Raw genomic sequence first — 17,178 nt, 5'->3', positions numbered from 1 at the left:
ACGAACTGTATTTAAGGACTACCGTTGAAACAACTTCGCGCCATCCGCGGCATGAATGACCTGCTGCCCACCCAGTCCCCGGTGTGGCAATACGTGGAAAGCACCCTCAGCGAACTCTTCGCACGCTACGGATACAGTGAGATCCGTACCCCGTTGCTGGAAGCGACCCAACTGTTTGCCCGCGCCGTCGGCGAGGCCACCGATATCGTCGAAAAGGAAATGTACACCTTCGATGACAAGAGTGGTGACAGTGTCACCCTGCGCCCGGAAGGTACCGCCGGCACGGTGCGCGCGGCCATCCAGAGCAATCTGCTTATTCAGCCACAGCGCCTCTGGTACTTCGGCCCCATGTTCCGTTACGAGCGCCCGCAGAAAGGCCGCTTGCGCCAGTTCCACCAGTTCGGGGTGGAAGTGTTTGGTATCGAAGGTCCGGATATCGACGCCGAGATCCTAATGATGACCGCGCGTCTGTGGAAACAGTTGGGTGTCTCCGAGCATGTATCCCTGCAGCTGAACTCTCTCGGTAACAGCGAGAGCCGCGCGGCTTACCGCGATGCGCTGGTGGAGTACCTGTCTGCGCGCAAAGACCAGCTGGATGAAGACAGCCAGCGCCGTCTTGAGCGCAACCCGCTGCGGATTCTCGACAGCAAGAACCCGGATACCCAGGCGCTGCTTACCGATGCTCCCTGCCTGCTCGACTTCCTCGACGACGAGTCGCGCACCCATTTTGAGCAGCTGCGCGCCTTCCTCGACGCGGCTGGCGTTACCTATGAAGTAAACCCGCGCCTGGTGCGCGGCCTCGACTACTATGGCAAAACGGTTTTCGAGTGGGTAACCGACAGTCTTGGTGCCCAGGGTACCGTGTGTGCCGGCGGCCGCTACGACGGCCTGGTAGAGCAGATGGGCGGCAAGCCCACGCCCGCGGTGGGTTTCGGCCTTGGCGTTGAGCGCCTGGTGCTACTGTTGGAGACCCTGGAAGTGCTGCCCGACACCCTGGATCAGCAGGTTGACGCCTATCTGGTTGCCGTGGGTGATGTACAATCAGCCGCTTTGGCCGCGGCCGAGCAGCTGCGCAGTGATTTGCCGTGGCTACGCCTGCAGACGCACTGCGGTGGTGGCAGCTTCAAGAGCCAGATGAAGAAGGCCGACAAGAGCAACGCGGATTACGCATTGATCATTGGCGAAGATGAAGCGGCGGCGGGGCAAATTACCGTTAAGTCCCTGCGCGCAGATGTCGAGCAGCAGACCGTGGCGGTTGCTGAACTGGCAAAAATTTTACAAGGCTAAATTGCACTTCTGAGGCGAAAGCCGTCTCAGCGCGCGAACAGCATCTCAAAGAATTGGTATTGGGAATAAGGCAAATAACAAATGGCAGACCATCTGACAGAAGAAGAACAAATTGAATCCATCAAGCGTTGGTGGAAAGAAAATGGCACTGGCATTGTCACCGGTGTGGTACTGGCGCTCTCTGCTTATTTTGGCTGGCAGTGGTGGCAGGGTAAGGAGCGCGGCGATGCCGAGGCAGCTTCCAACCTGTACCAGAGCTTTGTTGCTGCGGTTTCAGCGAACGAAGGCAACCCGGATAACAAGCAGCTGACCACGGCCCAGTCCCTGGCCCGTGAACTGAAAGACGACTTTGGCAAGCGTATCTACGCCACTCAGGCGTCCCTCGAGCTGGCCGCACTCGCCGCCGAATCCAATGACCTGGAAGAGGCTGCCAAGCAGCTGCAGTGGGCGCTGGATAACACCGGAGACGACGCGCTGAAATTTGTCGCCCAGCGCCGCCTGGCTGCGGTCAAAGCCGCGCGCGGCGAAACCGGCGAAGCACTGAAGTTGCTCGAAGGCGATGTCCCCGCGGCATTTGCTGGGCTCTATGCAGAAACCCGCGGCGACATCCTCGTGCAGCAGGGTGACAAAGACGCCGCTCGCGCCGCCTATCAGGAAGCCCGCGCGCTTTTGCTGCCGGAGCAAGCTGCAGGCTCCCGCCTGTTGGACCTGAAAATCGAAAGTTTGGGCGATGCGCCTAAATCCGATGAAACTACGGAAGGCGAAGCGGTGTCTGAGCCCGGTAACGAAACCGAAGCAGACGAAGCCGACAAGGAGAGCACCCCGCAATGATAGGCACGCACACCGGTAACCGCTTCGCGGCAGGCAAGGCACTCAACCGAATTCTTGCCGTGGCCCTGGCCGCGGTCATCAGTGCCTGTGCTTCCAATGAAGAAAAGGAAGACACGGATCCCGTCGAGCTGACTGAAATTCAGGAGAGCGTGCGGCTGACCGAAGTGTGGTCCACCAATATCGGTGATATTGATGCGCTGCGCTACGCCATGCTGACCCCTGGCCTGATTGACGGAAAAATTATTGCCGCCAACAGCGACGGCGATGTGGTCGCGTTGGATCGCAGCACCGGCAAGCGCGTGTGGAAAACGGATATCGAGCGCTCCATCAGCGGCGGCGTTGGCGTTGGCCTGGGTATCGCGGTAGTGGCGGACTTCCGCGGCCGCGTGGTGGCACTGGATTTGAATACCGGTGAGCAGCGCTGGGATACCCAGCTCAGCGGTGAGGTTGTTTCTACTCCCGCGGTTGGCGCAGGTATGGTGGTGGTGCAGACCGTAGACGGTAAGCTCCTCGGCCTCAATGCGGAAACCGGTGAACAGACCTGGCGCCATAACACCACTTTGCCTGTACTGACCCTGCGCGGTACCGCGAGCCCGGTTATTTCTGGCGGCGTTGTGTTCGCCGGTTTGGATAACGGCAAGCTGGTTGCCTTGAGTGCTACCGACGGTATTACCCGCTGGGAGCAGCGCGTCGCCATTCCGCAGGGTACTGCGGAGCTGGAGCGGGTAGTAGATATTGACGGTGCGCCGCTGGTGCGCGGTGAATTGGTATTCGCCGCCAGCTATCAGGGGCGCGTTGTTGCGCTGTCCCGTGAAGATGGTCGTGGCCTGTGGGCGCGCGATGCCTCCACTAACCACGGTGTTGCCGTGGGTGCCGGCCAGGTGTATCTGAGCGACGCCGACGGCAGTGTCCACGCCTACAATGTAGGTAATGGCCAGATTCAGTGGACCAACAGTGAATTACTGCGCCGCCAGCTTGGTGGCCCGGCTTACTTTGTCGATGTGGTTGTGGTTGGTGACCTGGACGGCTATCTGCATGCGCTGGATCCGACCACCGGTCGCTTTGTCGGTCGTACCCGCATTGACCGCGATCCGATCCGCATCCCGCTGCTGGCGGATGGCGATCTGCTGTTCGCGCTGTCCGATGACGGTGAGCTGGTGGCTCTGCGCCTGGAGCGCTGAAACAGCAGAGCAAGCGCCCACAATGCTGCCCCGGGTTTGCGCCAGGGGTAAGCAAAACCGCTCTGGTTTAACTATCGCCCGCAGTATGCGGGCGTTTGTATTTATGGTCTGGCCCAGTTAAGGGGCCAGTTTTTGAGTATATTCAATTTATGTTGCCTGTAATCGCCCTGGTTGGGCGCCCCAATGTGGGTAAATCCACCCTGTTCAATCGCCTGACCAAGAGCCGTGATGCCCTTGTGGCTAACTACGCCGGTCTGACCCGCGACCGTAAATATGGCGAGGCGGAATTCGAAGGCCACAAGATGATCCTGGTGGATACCGGCGGCATCAGTGGCGGCGAAGAGGGCATCGATGCGGCCATGGCGCAGCAGTCCATGCAGGCGATCGAAGAGGCGGACTTTGTCCTGTTCCTGGTGGATTGCCGTGCTGGCCTGACTCCGGCGGATGAAATGATCGCCGAGCGCCTGCGCACCCGTTCCAAACCCACCATTCTTGTAGCTAACAAGGTAGATGGGGTGAACCCGGATATTGCCCTGGCACCGTTTTACGAGCTGGGGATTGGGGAACTCTTCCCGACCACCGCTACCCACGGCCGTGGTGTTCGCTCGCTGATGGAGCGCCTGGTTGGCGACTTCCCGGAAGTGGGCGAAGAAGAGGTCGTGGACGAGGCCAGCGGCATCAAGATTGGTATTGTCGGCCGCCCGAATGTGGGTAAGTCCACCCTGGTGAACCGTCTGTTGGGTGAAGACCGCGTGGTGGTATTCGACCAGCCCGGTACTACGCGCGACAGTGTGTATATCAATTACGAGCGTGACGAAAAGCCTTACACCATTATCGATACCGCGGGTATTCGCCGGCGTAAGAACGTCAAGGAATCGGTGGAGAAGTTCTCCATCGTCAAAACCCTGCAGGCGGTGGAAGACGCCAATGTGGTGGTGCTGGTGATTGATGCCAGTGAAGGCCTGGTGGACCAGGACCTGCACCTTATGGGTACCGTGATCCAGTCTGGCCGCGCGCTGGTTGTGGCGCTGAACAAATGGGATGGCCTGGATCCGGACCACCGCGACTTCGTGAAAACCGAACTGGAACGGCGTCTGCGTTTTGTGGAATTTGCCGATATCCACTTTATCTCTGCTCTGCACGGCACCGGCGTCGGTAACCTGTACGAGTCCATCGAGGCCGCTTATCAGTCGGCCACCGACAAGCTCTCCACTAACCACCTGACGCGTATCCTGCAATGGGCGGTAAGTGAGCACCAGCCTCCGCTAGTGAATGGTCACCGTATCAAGCTGCGCTATGCACACGCAGGTGGGCAGAATCCGCCGGTGATCGTGATTCACGGTAACCAGACCAGTCAGGTGCCGAATCACTATGTCCGTTACCTGGAAAAGACTTTCCGCAAGGCGTTGGACCTGCACGGTACCCCGGTGAAAATTGAATTCCGCACCAGCGATAACCCATTCGCGGGTAAGAAAAACAAGCTCAGCGACCGCCAGAAGGCGAAGAAACGTCGCCTGATGAAGTTTGTGAAGAAAAAGAAAAAGTAACTGAATTGGCTGGGCGGCACATTACACGTGCCGCCCTTTTACTGTCGGCTACCACAAGGAAGAGGCTCTGACATGCCGAAGCTCAACGATTCTGATCTGTTCCGCACGCAATCCTTTATCAACGGCCAGTGGCTGGATGCCGATAGTGGTAATACCCTGGACGTTACCAACCCGGCCAATGGCGAAACCGTCGCCACCATCGCAAGCCTCGGCGCCGCCGAAACCCGTCGCGCCATCGAGGCCGCCAATGAAGCCTGGCCAGCGTGGCGTGCACTGCCGGTGAAACAGCGCGCGAAAATTCTGCGCGACTGGTACAACCTGATTATCGAAAACGTCGATGACCTGGCCGCAATCCTTACCGCGGAGCAGGGCAAGCCGCTGGCGGAGGCGAAAACCGAAATTATCTATGGCGCTAACTACCTGGAGTGGTTTGCCGAGGAGGCCAAGCGTGCTTACGGCGATGTGATCGCCCCACCAGCCGACGACAAGCGCATTGTCGTCATCAAGCAGCCGGTGGGCGTAACCGCTTCTATTACGCCATGGAATTTCCCCAGTGCGATGATTGCGCGCAAGGTCGCCCCCGCATTGGCCGCGGGCTGTACTTTCGTTGCCAAGCCCGCATCGGAAACACCACTATCCGCACTGGCGCTGGCAGTACTGGCGGAAAAGGCCGGCGTGCCCAATGGGGTCTTCAACGTAGTGGTGGGTAAAAGCTCGCGGGAAATTGGCGGTGAGATGACCAGTAACCCGCTGGTGCGCAAATTCACCTTTACCGGTTCCACCGCGGTGGGCAAGCAGTTGCAGGCCCAGTGTGCGGAAACCATCAAGAAAACCTCCATGGAGTTGGGCGGTAATGCCCCGTTTATCGTGTTCGACGATGCGGATATCGACGAAGCGGTAAAAGGCGCGATCATCTGCAAATACCGTAATGCCGGACAAACCTGCGTCTGTGCCAACCGCATTCTGGTGCAGGAAGGCGTGTACGATGAGTTCGCACAGAAATTCTCTCAGGCCGTGAACGGGTTAACCCTGGGTAATGGCGCAGACAGTGGCACCGATGTTGGCCCCATGATCAACCCGGGCGCGGTCAAAGACGTTACTGCGTTGGTGGAAGACGCATTAAGCAAAGGTGCCAAGGCGCTGAACCCGGGTGGCCCGAGCGAACTGGGTGCGTGCTTCTATACCCCCGCGGTATTGGGGGACGCGAACGACACCATGCGCCTGTTCAAAGAAGAAATTTTCGGCCCGGTTGCGCCGCTATTTAAATTCAGCACCGAAGAAGAAGCGATCCGTATGGCCAACGATACCGAGTTTGGCTTGGCCTCGTATTTTTATGCCCGCGACATCGGCCGCATCTGGCGCGTATCGGAAGGGCTGGAATACGGTATGGTCGGCATCAACGAGGGCATCATTTCCAATGAGATGGCCCCCTTCGGCGGCATCAAAGAATCCGGTAGTGGCCGCGAAGGTTCCAAGTACGGAATCGATGATTATCTCGAGATCAAATATCTGTGCATGGGTGGCATTTGAATATCCCTGCACTGAGTGTTGAGCCCGTTGCCATCACCCACTCCTGCTTTACGGATAAATTCGGCATCCCGCGCCAGCCTCTGCTGGCGGATGCCAGCCGCGCATCCCTCGAATTGCTGCCTCCCTACAACGACCCGGAGGCTGTCGCCGGCCTGGAGCAATATACACACCTGTGGCTAACCTGGCAGTTTCATCAGGTAGCAGGGCAATGGTCTGCCAAGGTCCGCCCACCGCGTCTTGGCGGCAATAAAAAAATGGGCGTATTTGCCACCCGCTCCCCGTTTCGGCCGAATAACATCGGCTTGTCCGTGGTTCGGCTGATTGAAGTGCGCGTGAATAAAGCCAACGCGCCGGCAAAAGTCGAAATTATCGTTGCCGGTGCCGACCTGCTAAATGGCACACCGATCCTGGATATCAAACCCTACATTCCTTACGCCGATAATGTCCCCGACGCTGCCAGCGAATTTGCGGATACCGCCCCGGCTGCCACGCAGGTAAATATCCCGGATCCAATCGCGGAAATTGCGCGTAAATATCAAGATGAGTGGAGCACCGACTTGTTGGCGTTAATTCAACAGGTGCTCGCGCAAGACCCCAAACCCGCGTATCAGCAGCCCGATTCCTCGCGTATATACGGGATGGAACTGTGCGGGTTTAACCTGCAATGGCGCTATGGGGATGACGGGATTCAAGTCGCGGCACTAACCCCGCTCGAGTCGAAAGTAATTACGGAAGGAAAGGGCGAGTGAATGTAAAACGTGGGCTGCGGTCCCTGATTAAGTTTGCACTTCTGGCTGTGTTGGTCGTTGTCGCGGTTTCCTGGTATCACGCCCGTAGCATGCCCAAAGGACAGGCACCGGATCTACTGGCGCCCGACATTAATGGCCTGCCAATCAATTTGCAGGGGATGACTCAGAAAGGCCCCGTACTGATTTATTTCTGGGCCACCTGGTGTGGTTATTGCCGGGTGGTGTCGCCGGCGGTGTCCGATCTATCCGAGGAATACCAGGTAATCAGTATCGCCCTGCAATCCGGTACGCCGGACGAAGTGGCCACCTACCAGCAGGAACACAATCTCAAGTTCCGCACCATCAACGATCCCAGTGGTGCACTCAGTGCGAGCTGGGGCCTCAAGGTAACCCCCACCATTGCCATCGTCGATAGCTCGGGTGAAGTCAGTACCGTGACCGCCGGCATGGCTTCCCGCTTGGGGCTAAAAGCGCGGCTGTGGTGGGCCACTCGCTAGCAAGTCTTTGATTGTTATTTCATTTGGGACTCTAGTACTCCAACTATTTTTGCCGATGTTTCACGCCCTTTGTTAGTCTTCCGTGATAGGCGTTCGCTCAACTCGCCAAAACATGGAAAACCGTTTGCAAAAGGATTTTGCTGTGGGATATCTGCAAGCCACTCAAAGCGCCGCTGCGCTTAAAGCCTGGGGCCAACGCGGCCCCGGCCGCTCCATCTTCGCCTCCGGCCATCACCGTAAGCTTCTCGATAATTTTCAGCAGCTCAGCACTCAACAAAGTAGTGAAGGCTATCATGCACAGTCACTGGTAAAGGCCGTAAATAGCTTGCGTGGTGCCGTCAGTCCAGTGAATAGCATGCTCAAGCCGAAGTATCCTACACGGCGCTTGCTCGTAGCGGGTGGCTTTGAGATTGAGTACGAGCTGAATAGTTACTATGGAGACTGTCAGACCGATGTGGAGATTGTAGATATTCGGCTAACAACCGAGGATGCAACTAACCGCCTCCGTCCGGCGCTATGGGAAATGGGGTATCGCCAGGGCGGGCAATGGGTACCCGAGGATGCGAGGCCGAGATTAACGATATCGCCGACTGCAAAATCGTCTGGGACGCAGCAAAGCCCGCTTCGAGTAGGGATCAACGGACATTGTGAAAGTCTCAGTCATGCTGCGACGGTACTCAGTAAGCAAATGTCACGTGGTGATGAGGGTAAAAGGGCCAATCTGGAGCGCTCTGGATTTCAGTTGTTTTATGTCCCTTCAACGAATAGTGCGCTCGCAGCAGAGTGGATTTCGATTAAATCTCTGGGTTTGGGTGGAACTGATGAGCAACGACTAGCTGTAGGTATTTTGGCCCAATGCATGTATGAGGCTCACCATAAAGATCTTTACATTGAGTGGACCGCTCATAAGCATGGGACTTGGGTGTTAACAGAGGCCATGCGGCAGCTGGCAAAGAGACAGGTTAACCTTGAGGAGCGCCAGAAGATATTTCTCAGCGATGCATCTTCAAGCCATGTGGTTGCTGATCAAGTAAGACGCGCCATTAATATGGATACCAAAGACAACACTTGGCATAACACTGCCCCGGGCCCGGCACAAGTAGCGGGAGGTTTGCATTTTGGCGTGGCTCCGCTGCTGTGTCTTGCAGGCGAGTTGCGTCATCGTACTTCGAAAGACGATATGCTTGGGAAAACTGGCGACCTGTTATGGCAATCAGGTACCAAAGGGTTGTTTGTTACAGGCGCTGCCACTGCATTGATTTCCACTGCAGGTATTCCCGGCAGTTTAGCAATTTTAGGTGCGAGTATTTTGATTGCGTCCTTGCCGGGGGCTAGAGATAGCCATTACAAGAATCCGGGGCAGCAGTTCGGTGCATGGCTGAATCGACTCCGCAAACCCGGCTAGGTATGAGATCAATGTTTTTTGGAAATGAAAAGAACCCAAAGGGCCCGGACTGGAAACGTTTACGGACGGTACACAAGAGTGTGTCTGGGACCCAAGTACAGTTATCAGCACCGGTCTTGCGACTGCCACTACGCGGACGCAGTGAGCTGGAAGAGCAGCCTGATGCTTTTGATCTGAGTGATCCCGCAATCTATCGGCCTTACGAAAAATCCGAAAGCGAGGGTGGTATTCAGGATGCGCTAATCTGGCTCAGCGGTTGGAGTTTTACTGGCCGACCGTTTTTAGATGGGGAGACTTTAGGTGATTTAGTTTTGCGATTGAGCGTGCTAAACGTGAAGGATCTTCCCGTCAATCAGAGTCTATTTACTCACTCGACGATGGTCGGCCTTGTTGAGCGTCTGCACAACACTACAGACATTGGGAGATATCATGCTGGGCACAATGAAGATCGGAACCCTTTTGATCTTACCAAGTACTGTTGGCCAAATTACCTATCACCTATCAATAGTCAGTGGCTGAGTCGAAACGGCACAGAGTGGTTGTATTTTGAAACTCAGCCTTTGTGGAGTGGTCCGCATGACTTTTTTTGGTTGAGTCCAATCGGCCACAATCAATGCTTGCTAGGGCACTTTATGGTGAATCAATGGTTGCAAAATGCCGGAAATCCTTACCGACAGGCACAGCGCTCCCCCACTACAAATTACCGTGAGTTAATGGAGCGTGTGATGGATACGATGGTCGTCCGTCTATCCGATGTTGCTGAAGCTGAGCGGAGCAGTGTGAGGGACCAAGTTGGGGGATACCCACTTCCTGGCGTTTCAACCGACTTTGTGATGCAGGCCAAGCACACTCTTTATATGTGGAGTGGCTTGGAGTTTACTGATAATTCCAAACCCTCAGGTGCAGATCAGCGTGCGCCGAAGGCCGAGGTTGCTCGATTTATCGATCAACGTATTCGGCCGCGCCCACTTTCCGAATGTCTGGCTATCGGTTCGGCGAGTATCGAAGATGCTTCAATGGCCGGATGCAGGGGAGTGGCAGAGTTACCGGCCCCTGTGGATAAGTAAACAAATGTGCTTAATGGCGGGTCTTGGTGGGATCCAGGTCTTCGCTCATTACATCGTCAAACGCTGGCTGGCCGGGAATCTTGTGTCCCTCGCTGGCCCACTCACCTAGATCGATCAGCTTGCAGCGCTCACAGCAAAATGGGCGGTGCGGGTTGGTGGCGCTCCACTCCATTGGCTTTTTGCAGGTAGGGCAGGGCACGGTTGGCTTGTCTGGGGAAGAATGATCGGACATGGATAACGGCTATTCCGGTTTCGTCGCCAGCTGGACGTACTGTGTGTGCAGCACATCCACCTGAGCGTTCAGGGCTTCTAAAGAGCCACTATTATCCAAAATATCGTGTGCCTGTGCACATCGTTCAGCGCGCGGGAGCTGTGCGGCCATGATTTTGCGTATCTGCGCTGCCGAGTTGCTGTCCCGCGCTGTGGCTCGGGATAGCTGCAATTCTTCGGGAATATCGACCACACACACCCGCTGCACCAGCTCGACTTGGCCGGATTCAATTAGCAGTGGCGACTCGAGAATGGCGTAAGGCGCGCTATGGGTTTCTGCGCTAGCTGTAAGAGAGGAAATGATTTCTTCTCGAATTAGAGGATGGGTCAGCTGTTCCAGCCAGCGCCGCTCTTTGGGATTGTCGAAAACTTGCTTGCGCAGAGCAGCGCGGTCCAGCTCCCCATTTTTTAGCAGTATGCCTGTACCGAAGTGTTTGGCAATGGCAGCGAGCGCCGGGCGTCCGGGCTCAACCACCACACGTGCAGCGATATCTGCGTCTACTACGTTAACGCCGTGATGGCGAAAGCGCACCGCCGCAGCAGATTTGCCGCTGCCGATTCCACCGGTCAGCCCGACAATAAGCATGCTTTAGCTGCTCATTCCGGATAGGCGGAAATACCAGCCCATAATCTGCTCGCCCCAAAGCATGGCAATCCACGCCGCGCCCGCGAGGTAGGGACCGAAGGCGATTGGCAGGTTTTTGTCACGCCCGGAAATCAGCGTCCACAGAATACCCGCCAGGGCACCTACCGCGGCAGATAGCAGGATCACCAGTGGCAGCACCTGCCAGCCAAACCAGGCGCCGATGGCAGCCAGAATCTTAAAGTCTCCTGCCCCCATACCTTCCTTGCCGGTAACCAGCTTGAAGACATGGAAAATGCTCCACAGCACTAGATACCCGGCAATCGCCCCGATCACCGCATCCTGCAGTGGTGCGAACACACCCCATAGGTTGATCAGCAGGCCTGCCCATAATAGCGGCAGGGTGATGCTGTCGGGCAGCAGTTGCTTGTCAAAATCGATTCCGGTTAGTGCCACCAACGCCCAGGTAAACACTACCCCGGCCAGCGCTTGCCAGGTAAAGCCCAGCTGCCAAACCACAATTGCAGTCAAAATACCGGTTGCCAGCTCCACCAGCGGGTAGCGCTTGGAAATAGCTGTGCCGCAATTGCCACATTTACCGCCCAGCAGCAGGTAGCTGATGACGGGAATGTTCTGCCAGGGTTTGATTTCCCGATCGCAGCTGGGGCAGTGGGAGTGGGGGAGAATCAGGTTATAAGTCTGGCCCAGCAGCTTCTTTTCTTCCGCAGTTGGCGTCTTGTCAAAGTAAGCATAGAAATCCCGCTGATACTCCCGCTCCATCATGATAGGCAGGCGATGGATAACAACATTCAGGAAGCTGCCGATTAGCAGGCCTAAAATAAAAGCGCTGCCAATAAGCAGCGCTGGGTGGGAAGCTAGGTAGATGGACATACTTAGATAACGTTACCCAAGTTAAAGATTGGCAGGTACATGGCGACGAGAAGGCCACCGACGAGAACCCCGAGGACAGCCATAATCATCGGTTCTAGCAGTGTGGTCAGGTTGTCTACTAGGTTGTCTACGGCCTCTTCATAGAAGTCTGCCGCTTTGCTCAACATGTCATCAAGTGCGCCAGACTCTTCGCCAATGGCTGCCATTTGTACCAACATATTTGGGTACAAGCCGGATTGACTCATTGCGGCATTTAAAGGGATACCTGTTGCCACGGAGTCGCGGATTTTTAGCGTGGCCTCTTCGTAAACAACGTTGCCTGTGGCACCAGCGACGGATTTCAGGGCGTCAATTAGCGGAACACCGGCAGCGAACGTTGTAGAAAGCGTGCGCGCATACCGTGCGGCAATCGAGTTGTATGTGATAACCCCCAAAATAGGCAGTTTCAGTATTAATCGATCTAAAGACTCTGCAAACTTCTTGTTGCGCTTTTTGAGCTCCACCAAACCACCGACACCGATCAGCAGGCTTACGAAAGTAATTAACCAATACTCTTGCATCCACTCGGAGATGCCTAGTACAAATAACGTGAATGCAGGTAGGTCTGCACCAAATCCCGCAAACGTGGAGGCGAACTGGGGAACAACTTTCACCAGGAGAATGGCTGTTACAACAACGGCGACCACGATTACTGCCACCGGATAGGTCATCGCTTTCTTTATTTTCTTTTTCAGCGACTCGGTCTTTTCTTTGTAGGTGGCGATTCGATCCAGCATGGTTTCGAGTGCGCCAGATTGCTCGCCAGACGCAACGAGATTGCAAAACAGATCGTCGAAGTAAAGCGGGTGTTTACGTAGCGCATCCGCGAACGCGGTTCCCGAGGCGACCTCATCTTTGATTTTTAAAATGAGCTCTTTAATTCCATCATTGTCAGAACCGTCGGCGACAATTTCGAAACTTTGAACCAGTGGTACCCCAGCCTTCATCATCGTGGCTAACTGCCTGGTAAATAGAGCGATATCACCGGGTGTAATTTTCTTTTTGCCACCAAAAAGAGGTTTGGGCTTTTTTTGAACTCTATTGGCGATAATGCCCTGTCTGCGCAACTGAGCTTTGACGAGGGCTGGGGTCGTCCCGTTGATTTCCCCTTCAACCTTCTGTCCCTTGGAGTCAACGCCTTTATATATATATGCGACTGACGCTGCGGCAGTAGCCATACTATTTACCCGTTTTTATTTCGATGGGAGCCGGGGCTCCATAGGTATTCGGAATGTTATTAGTCTTTGGTAACCCGATTGGCCTCTTCAAGGCTGGTAACCCCCATTACCACTTTGCGCAATGCGGATACCCTGAGGTTGTTGAAACCTTCTTTTTTTGCCTGGTCGGCGATCTGAATGGAGTTACCCCCTTCCATTATAATTCTCGAGATTCCATCGGTGATGCGAACCACTTCATACACACCTACGCGCCCCTTATAGCCTTTGGAGCAGTGCTCGCAGCCTACCGGCTGGTAGACTTGCCACTCAGATTTAGGAATGTTTACTGCATCAAACCCTTCATCGGCTAATACTTCGTCTGGCAATTGCGCGGGCTTCTTACATTCCCCACAAAGTCGTCGTGCTAGACGCTGGGCGATAATAACGCTGACGGAAGTGGCAATATTGAACGTGGGAACACCCATATTCATCAAGCGAGTCAGGGTTTCTGGGGCGGAATTGGTGTGGAGCGTGGACAGAACCAAGTGGCCTGTTTGCGCAGCCTTGATGGCAATCTCTGCGGTCTCCAGATCCCGGATTTCGCCGACCATGACAATATCCGGATCCTGACGGAGGAACGAACGCAATGCCTCGGCAAAGTTGAGGCCGACTTTGTTCGAAACATTGACCTGATTGATTCCCTCCAGGTTGATCTCCACTGGGTCTTCCGCTGTGGAGATATTGCGCTCGGGGGTATTTAGAATGTTTAGCCCGGTATATAGGGATACAGTTTTACCAGAACCGGTAGGTCCGGTTACCAGAATCATGCCCTGCGGCTGCGCGAGGGCATCTAGATAAATTTGCTTTTGGTCCTCTTCATACCCCAAAGCATCAATGCCGAGCTTGGCGGAAGAAGGGTCGAGAATACGCAGTACAATCTTTTCCCCCCACAGGGTGGGGAGACTGTTGACCCGGAAGTCGATGGCTTTTGTTTTGGACAGCTTCATCTTTATTCGGCCGTCCTGGGGTACGCGACGCTCGGAAATATCCATTTTCGACATGACCTTGAGGCGTGCCGAAATTCGAGTTGCGAGCTGAATTGGCGGGCGCGCCACCTCGTGCAGCACGCCGTCGGTGCGTAGGCGTACCCGGTATGTCTTCTCATAGGGTTCAAAATGGATGTCGGATGCCCCTGTACGTATTGCGTCCAGTAAAACCTTGTTCACAAAACGTACAACAGGTGCCTCGTCCCCCCCAACGTCGTTGTCGTCGTCGGATGCCTGTTCGTTACCTTCGACGTCCAGGCTGTCCAGACCTTCATCGTCCAGGCCCTGAAGACCACCGCCAATATCACCACTATTATTCAGGTAGCTTTCGATCGCTTTTGTGAGCTTGTCGGTCTCCACCAATACCGCTTCGGTATTCAGGCCAGTATTGAAGTTAATTTCATCTAACCCGGCCAAGTTCGTGGGGTCGGCTACGGCCACAAACAAGCGGTTGGCGCGCTTGTATAGAGGCAAGGCAAAATGCTTGGTAATCAGCTTTTCGCTCAGCACATCTTTTGGCAGCAAGTCGAAGTTGTAGCTCGATAGGTCGAAAAGCGGTGAGCCAAATGCCTGACTGGCAATATTTGCCAGTTCGCGGCTTTTGATCAGCTTCGCCTCAACAGCATGTTGGGCAAAACTTTGTCGCTCACGTTTAGCGGCTTTGATGGCAGACTGCGCGGTGGGCTCGTCAATGGCTTTATCAATGACTAGGCGCTTGGCCAGTCCACTCAGGGGGGGGCTACTCATGGAGATCAATTCGTGCGTTGTTGTGCATTTTTTGTTCTGTTTTGTTGGCGGTTTACTGAGCTTATACGCCAGCGCACCAATATAGCGAATTCCCTGCTGACCGCCAAATACTGAAAAGCTAATTGCATCACAGCCTTAAGTGATAAAGCTCAAGAATACTGTGAACTGAGGTGGCGATTGTTGCGGTCTTGGCATAACGAACAAACGACCCACTGACAATATGTGTCACTAGAAGGTGTCTTCTGGGTGAAAAGTGTACTGATTGGCTGTGAGTTGTTCGGTGCTGGCAGGAAATATTTCTCATTACCAGCTTTATCGTGGGCTTTCTCGCTTGCGCGTTTTGCCACAATCCCTGTATTGTAACTGCCGACTTCCTCACGGGATTTCGTCTAAAAACAACAGTCTGTATGGAGACGGTTACAATGAAAAAGCAACAGGGTTTTACTCTTATTGAATTGATGATCGTTGTTGCGATCATCGGTATTCTGGCCGCGGTAGCGATCCCGCAGTATCAGAACTACATTTCCAAGTCTCAGGTTAGCCGTGTAATGGGTGAAGTAGGTGCACTGCGTACCGTGACTGAAACCTGCATGATGGACGGTCTTGCGGACACCGCTTGCGACTTTGGCTGGAACGACAGTAATCTGCTGGGTGCGACCCTGCAAACTGGCCTCACTGCCACCATTGACCTGACTGCGAATACCGCTTCTCTTGCGGCGACTTTTGGCGGTAACTCTGCAGCCTCTATCAACGGTAAAGGCCTGACCTGGAACCGTGATGCCAATGGCACCTGGTCTTGCTCCACTACTGTTGATACCAAGTATCAGCCGGTTGGCTGTGCTACTACTGCAGCTGGCGGCACTGGTGGCGGCACCACTACCCCTTAAGTATTTGGCGGACTGTCCGTCTCTGCTTATTGATGACGCCCCAATCGGGGCGTCATTCGTTCGTGCTGGCTAGTTAATGCACTCCTTTTTGTCCCTCACTTCCACTCAGTTGTTGCGAAAGTTTTCTCGCCGAAAACGCGACTTGGCACTACTGATTGTGGCCGTCCTTACCCTGACCGTCGGCACACATTTCTGGATTGCCGATCGGCAATCAGTTCTTCGCACCCTTTTTCCTGTGCAAGCGTTGTTGAGCCCGCAGTCCTGTTCCAAGCAGGCTCCCTTGTGGCTTCAACACCTTTCGGAAACTATTCCCTATCAAATGCGGGCACTGTCTAACCAGTTGGTTTGGATTGATGGCTCGGGCCGGGAGCATCACTGTGAGACCGGCTGGGCCGGTACTCCCTTTACGACTGCTGCATTGACCGACGATGTGCGCTTTCGCTATGGGAGCTTAACCAAGCCACTGGTATCTGCTGCGTTACTGGAGCTCGACCGGCGGGGAACACTGCCGATCGACACAACCGTAACGTCGGCGATGCTGGATAATTCTGCCGCTCTTACCCTAGTTGATTCGCGGGTTAAAAATCTCAAGTTGTCTCATCTCTTGGAGCATCGCGCCGGTCTTGTGGGGAGGCTGCATCAAATTTTTATTCGCGACGGTAAGCCATGGTGCCCCCATGCCCTGACCAAGATTGCCGACGCGCGCTTGCACTTTGCGCCGGGTAGCCAGAGCCGCTATGAAAACATCAATTACTGCCTTGTGGGAGAAGCGATCGCGGTAGCCGAGGGGCAGCCCGTCGGGGTTGCGCTGGATCGACTGCTTTCGCTACAAGAGCGCGGTATTGGTTTTGTGGGAGAGGCTAACGCAGAGGATGAGGTCCTGCGCGATTATCGTAATAATCCATTTTATAGCGCGACGTTTACCGGTAATTTCGACTATCAGGCCATAACAGCTACAGCAGGTATGTCTGGCAGTGCGCTTGCCTACGCGCGGTTGATGCGAGAGCTCCTCTTGCGGGATTATCCCGGCTATCTAGCGTCGCCCGAAAGTGCCGGTGAATGTGATTCGACCGCGCTCAGATCCTGTTTCGGTCGAGCATTCTTTTCGTTTACCGCAGAAAATGCAGTTCATCTCAATGTAAAGGATGGTTACTTGCCAGGAACATCGGCACTCGTGGTAATAACGCCATCAGATGGGGTGTTTGTGTGGCTGGGGAATGCCGATATACCTGGTGTGGTTGAGGGTCAGCCGTTGCGCTGGCTTTTAAACGAAATCGCTCGACATGCTGAGTAAACAGGTTTGGGCACAATAGACGCGAAAGCGAGGCCGCAGGGGGTATTGCACACTTGTCACGACTCGAGGATTTCTGGTCTCTGCAGGTCTGCGTCTCTGGCAAATTTGCCAGCTGGTTGCCGCAAATGCTGACACTACAATGGGAAGGTATTTGACCTGATAACGAGGAG

The 17,178-nt window shown here is 54.9% G+C and carries 16 protein-coding genes; 11 read left to right on the top strand and 5 right to left on the bottom strand.

All coding sequences use genetic code 11. The features are described from left to right. The first annotated feature begins 24 nt into the window (after positions 1-24). The 9 genes from hisS to KUV22_RS13355 all read left to right on the top strand — a co-directional run bounded on the left by hisS (position 25) and on the right by KUV22_RS13355 (position 10,094). Positions 25-1,287: a histidine--tRNA ligase gene (hisS, locus tag KUV22_RS13395; protein ID WP_222231915.1), complete on the top strand. Its 1,263-nt coding sequence runs from the start codon at positions 25-27 to the stop codon at positions 1,285-1,287. Between the two features lie 81 nt (positions 1,288-1,368). Further along, positions 1,369-2,118, top strand: coding sequence for a YfgM family protein (locus KUV22_RS13390; protein ID WP_222231913.1), 750 nt, complete (start codon positions 1,369-1,371; stop codon positions 2,116-2,118). Continuing rightward, positions 2,115-3,299, top strand: a complete 1,185-nt coding sequence (gene bamB, locus KUV22_RS13385) for an outer membrane protein assembly factor BamB (RefSeq protein WP_222231912.1) — start codon at positions 2,115-2,117, stop codon at positions 3,297-3,299. Before KUV22_RS13390 ends, bamB begins: the two co-directional genes overlap by 4 nt. A 149-nt stretch (positions 3,300-3,448) precedes the next feature. Next, a complete protein-coding gene (gene der, locus KUV22_RS13380) occupies positions 3,449-4,846 on the top strand; it encodes a ribosome biogenesis GTPase Der (protein WP_222231910.1) in 1,398 nt (465 codons plus the stop codon). Positions 4,847-4,918: 72 nt separating this feature from the next. After that, positions 4,919-6,376 (top strand): NAD-dependent succinate-semialdehyde dehydrogenase, encoded by a 1,458-nt coding sequence (locus KUV22_RS13375; RefSeq protein WP_222231908.1) that lies wholly within the window; start codon positions 4,919-4,921, stop codon positions 6,374-6,376. Further along, on the top strand, positions 6,373-7,125 hold the full coding sequence (tsaA, locus tag KUV22_RS13370) for a tRNA (N6-threonylcarbamoyladenosine(37)-N6)-methyltransferase TrmO (RefSeq protein ID WP_222231906.1): 753 nt from the start codon (positions 6,373-6,375) through the stop codon (positions 7,123-7,125). Before KUV22_RS13375 ends, tsaA begins: the two co-directional genes overlap by 4 nt. Then, positions 7,122-7,622 (top strand): protein disulfide oxidoreductase, encoded by a 501-nt coding sequence (locus KUV22_RS13365; protein ID WP_222231904.1) that lies wholly within the window; start codon positions 7,122-7,124, stop codon positions 7,620-7,622. The genes tsaA and KUV22_RS13365 overlap by 4 nt, the downstream gene beginning before the upstream one ends. Before the next feature lie 124 nt (positions 7,623-7,746). Continuing rightward, on the top strand, positions 7,747-9,027 hold the full coding sequence (locus tag KUV22_RS13360) for a hypothetical protein (protein ID WP_222231902.1): 1,281 nt from the start codon (positions 7,747-7,749) through the stop codon (positions 9,025-9,027). Further along, a complete protein-coding gene (locus KUV22_RS13355; protein ID WP_222231900.1) occupies positions 8,997-10,094 on the top strand; it encodes a hypothetical protein in 1,098 nt (365 codons plus the stop codon). The genes KUV22_RS13360 and KUV22_RS13355 overlap by 31 nt, the downstream gene beginning before the upstream one ends. A gap of 10 nt (positions 10,095-10,104) precedes the next feature. On the opposite strand, the gene yacG is transcribed toward KUV22_RS13355, so the two are convergent. Genes yacG through pilB form a run of 5 tightly spaced genes read right to left on the bottom strand, consistent with a single transcriptional unit; the run spans position 10,105 to position 14,827 of the window. After that, complete coding sequence (gene yacG, locus KUV22_RS13350) at positions 10,105-10,326, bottom strand: DNA gyrase inhibitor YacG (protein WP_010132581.1); 222 nt, start codon at positions 10,324-10,326, stop codon at positions 10,105-10,107. A 9-nt stretch (positions 10,327-10,335) separates the two neighbouring features. Next, positions 10,336-10,950, bottom strand: a complete 615-nt coding sequence (coaE, locus tag KUV22_RS13345) for a dephospho-CoA kinase (RefSeq protein WP_222231898.1) — start codon at positions 10,948-10,950, stop codon at positions 10,336-10,338. A gap of 3 nt (positions 10,951-10,953) precedes the next feature. Further along, the gene (locus tag KUV22_RS13340; protein ID WP_222231897.1) at positions 10,954-11,838 is read right to left on the bottom strand and encodes a prepilin peptidase; all 885 of its coding nucleotides are present in this window, start codon (positions 11,836-11,838) and stop codon (positions 10,954-10,956) included. A gap of 2 nt (positions 11,839-11,840) precedes the next feature. Next, entirely contained in the window at positions 11,841-13,055 is a 1,215-nt protein-coding gene (locus KUV22_RS13335; protein ID WP_222231896.1) for a type II secretion system F family protein, read from the bottom strand. A gap of 59 nt (positions 13,056-13,114) precedes the next feature. Beyond that, positions 13,115-14,827 carry a type IV-A pilus assembly ATPase PilB gene (gene pilB / locus KUV22_RS13330; protein WP_315857557.1) on the bottom strand — a complete coding sequence of 571 codons (1,713 nt, stop codon included), beginning with the start codon at positions 14,825-14,827 and terminating at the stop codon, positions 13,115-13,117. Positions 14,828-15,249: 422 nt separating this feature from the next. Between pilB and KUV22_RS13325 the strand changes: the two genes are divergently transcribed. Both KUV22_RS13325 and KUV22_RS13320 read left to right on the top strand, forming a co-directional pair. Next, positions 15,250-15,714 (top strand): pilin, encoded by a 465-nt coding sequence (locus KUV22_RS13325; RefSeq protein WP_222231894.1) that lies wholly within the window; start codon positions 15,250-15,252, stop codon positions 15,712-15,714. Between the two features lie 142 nt (positions 15,715-15,856). Beyond that, the gene (locus KUV22_RS13320) at positions 15,857-17,008 is read left to right on the top strand and encodes a serine hydrolase domain-containing protein (RefSeq protein ID WP_222231893.1); all 1,152 of its coding nucleotides are present in this window, start codon (positions 15,857-15,859) and stop codon (positions 17,006-17,008) included. Positions 17,009-17,178: the final 170 nt, after the last annotated feature.

Source organism: Microbulbifer agarilyticus, assembly GCF_019800665.1.
Lineage (GTDB): Bacteria > Pseudomonadota > Gammaproteobacteria > Pseudomonadales > Cellvibrionaceae > Microbulbifer > Microbulbifer agarilyticus_C.
The sequence above is the reverse complement of the archived record's forward strand: the minus strand, read 5'-3'. Positions and strand labels throughout refer to the sequence as shown.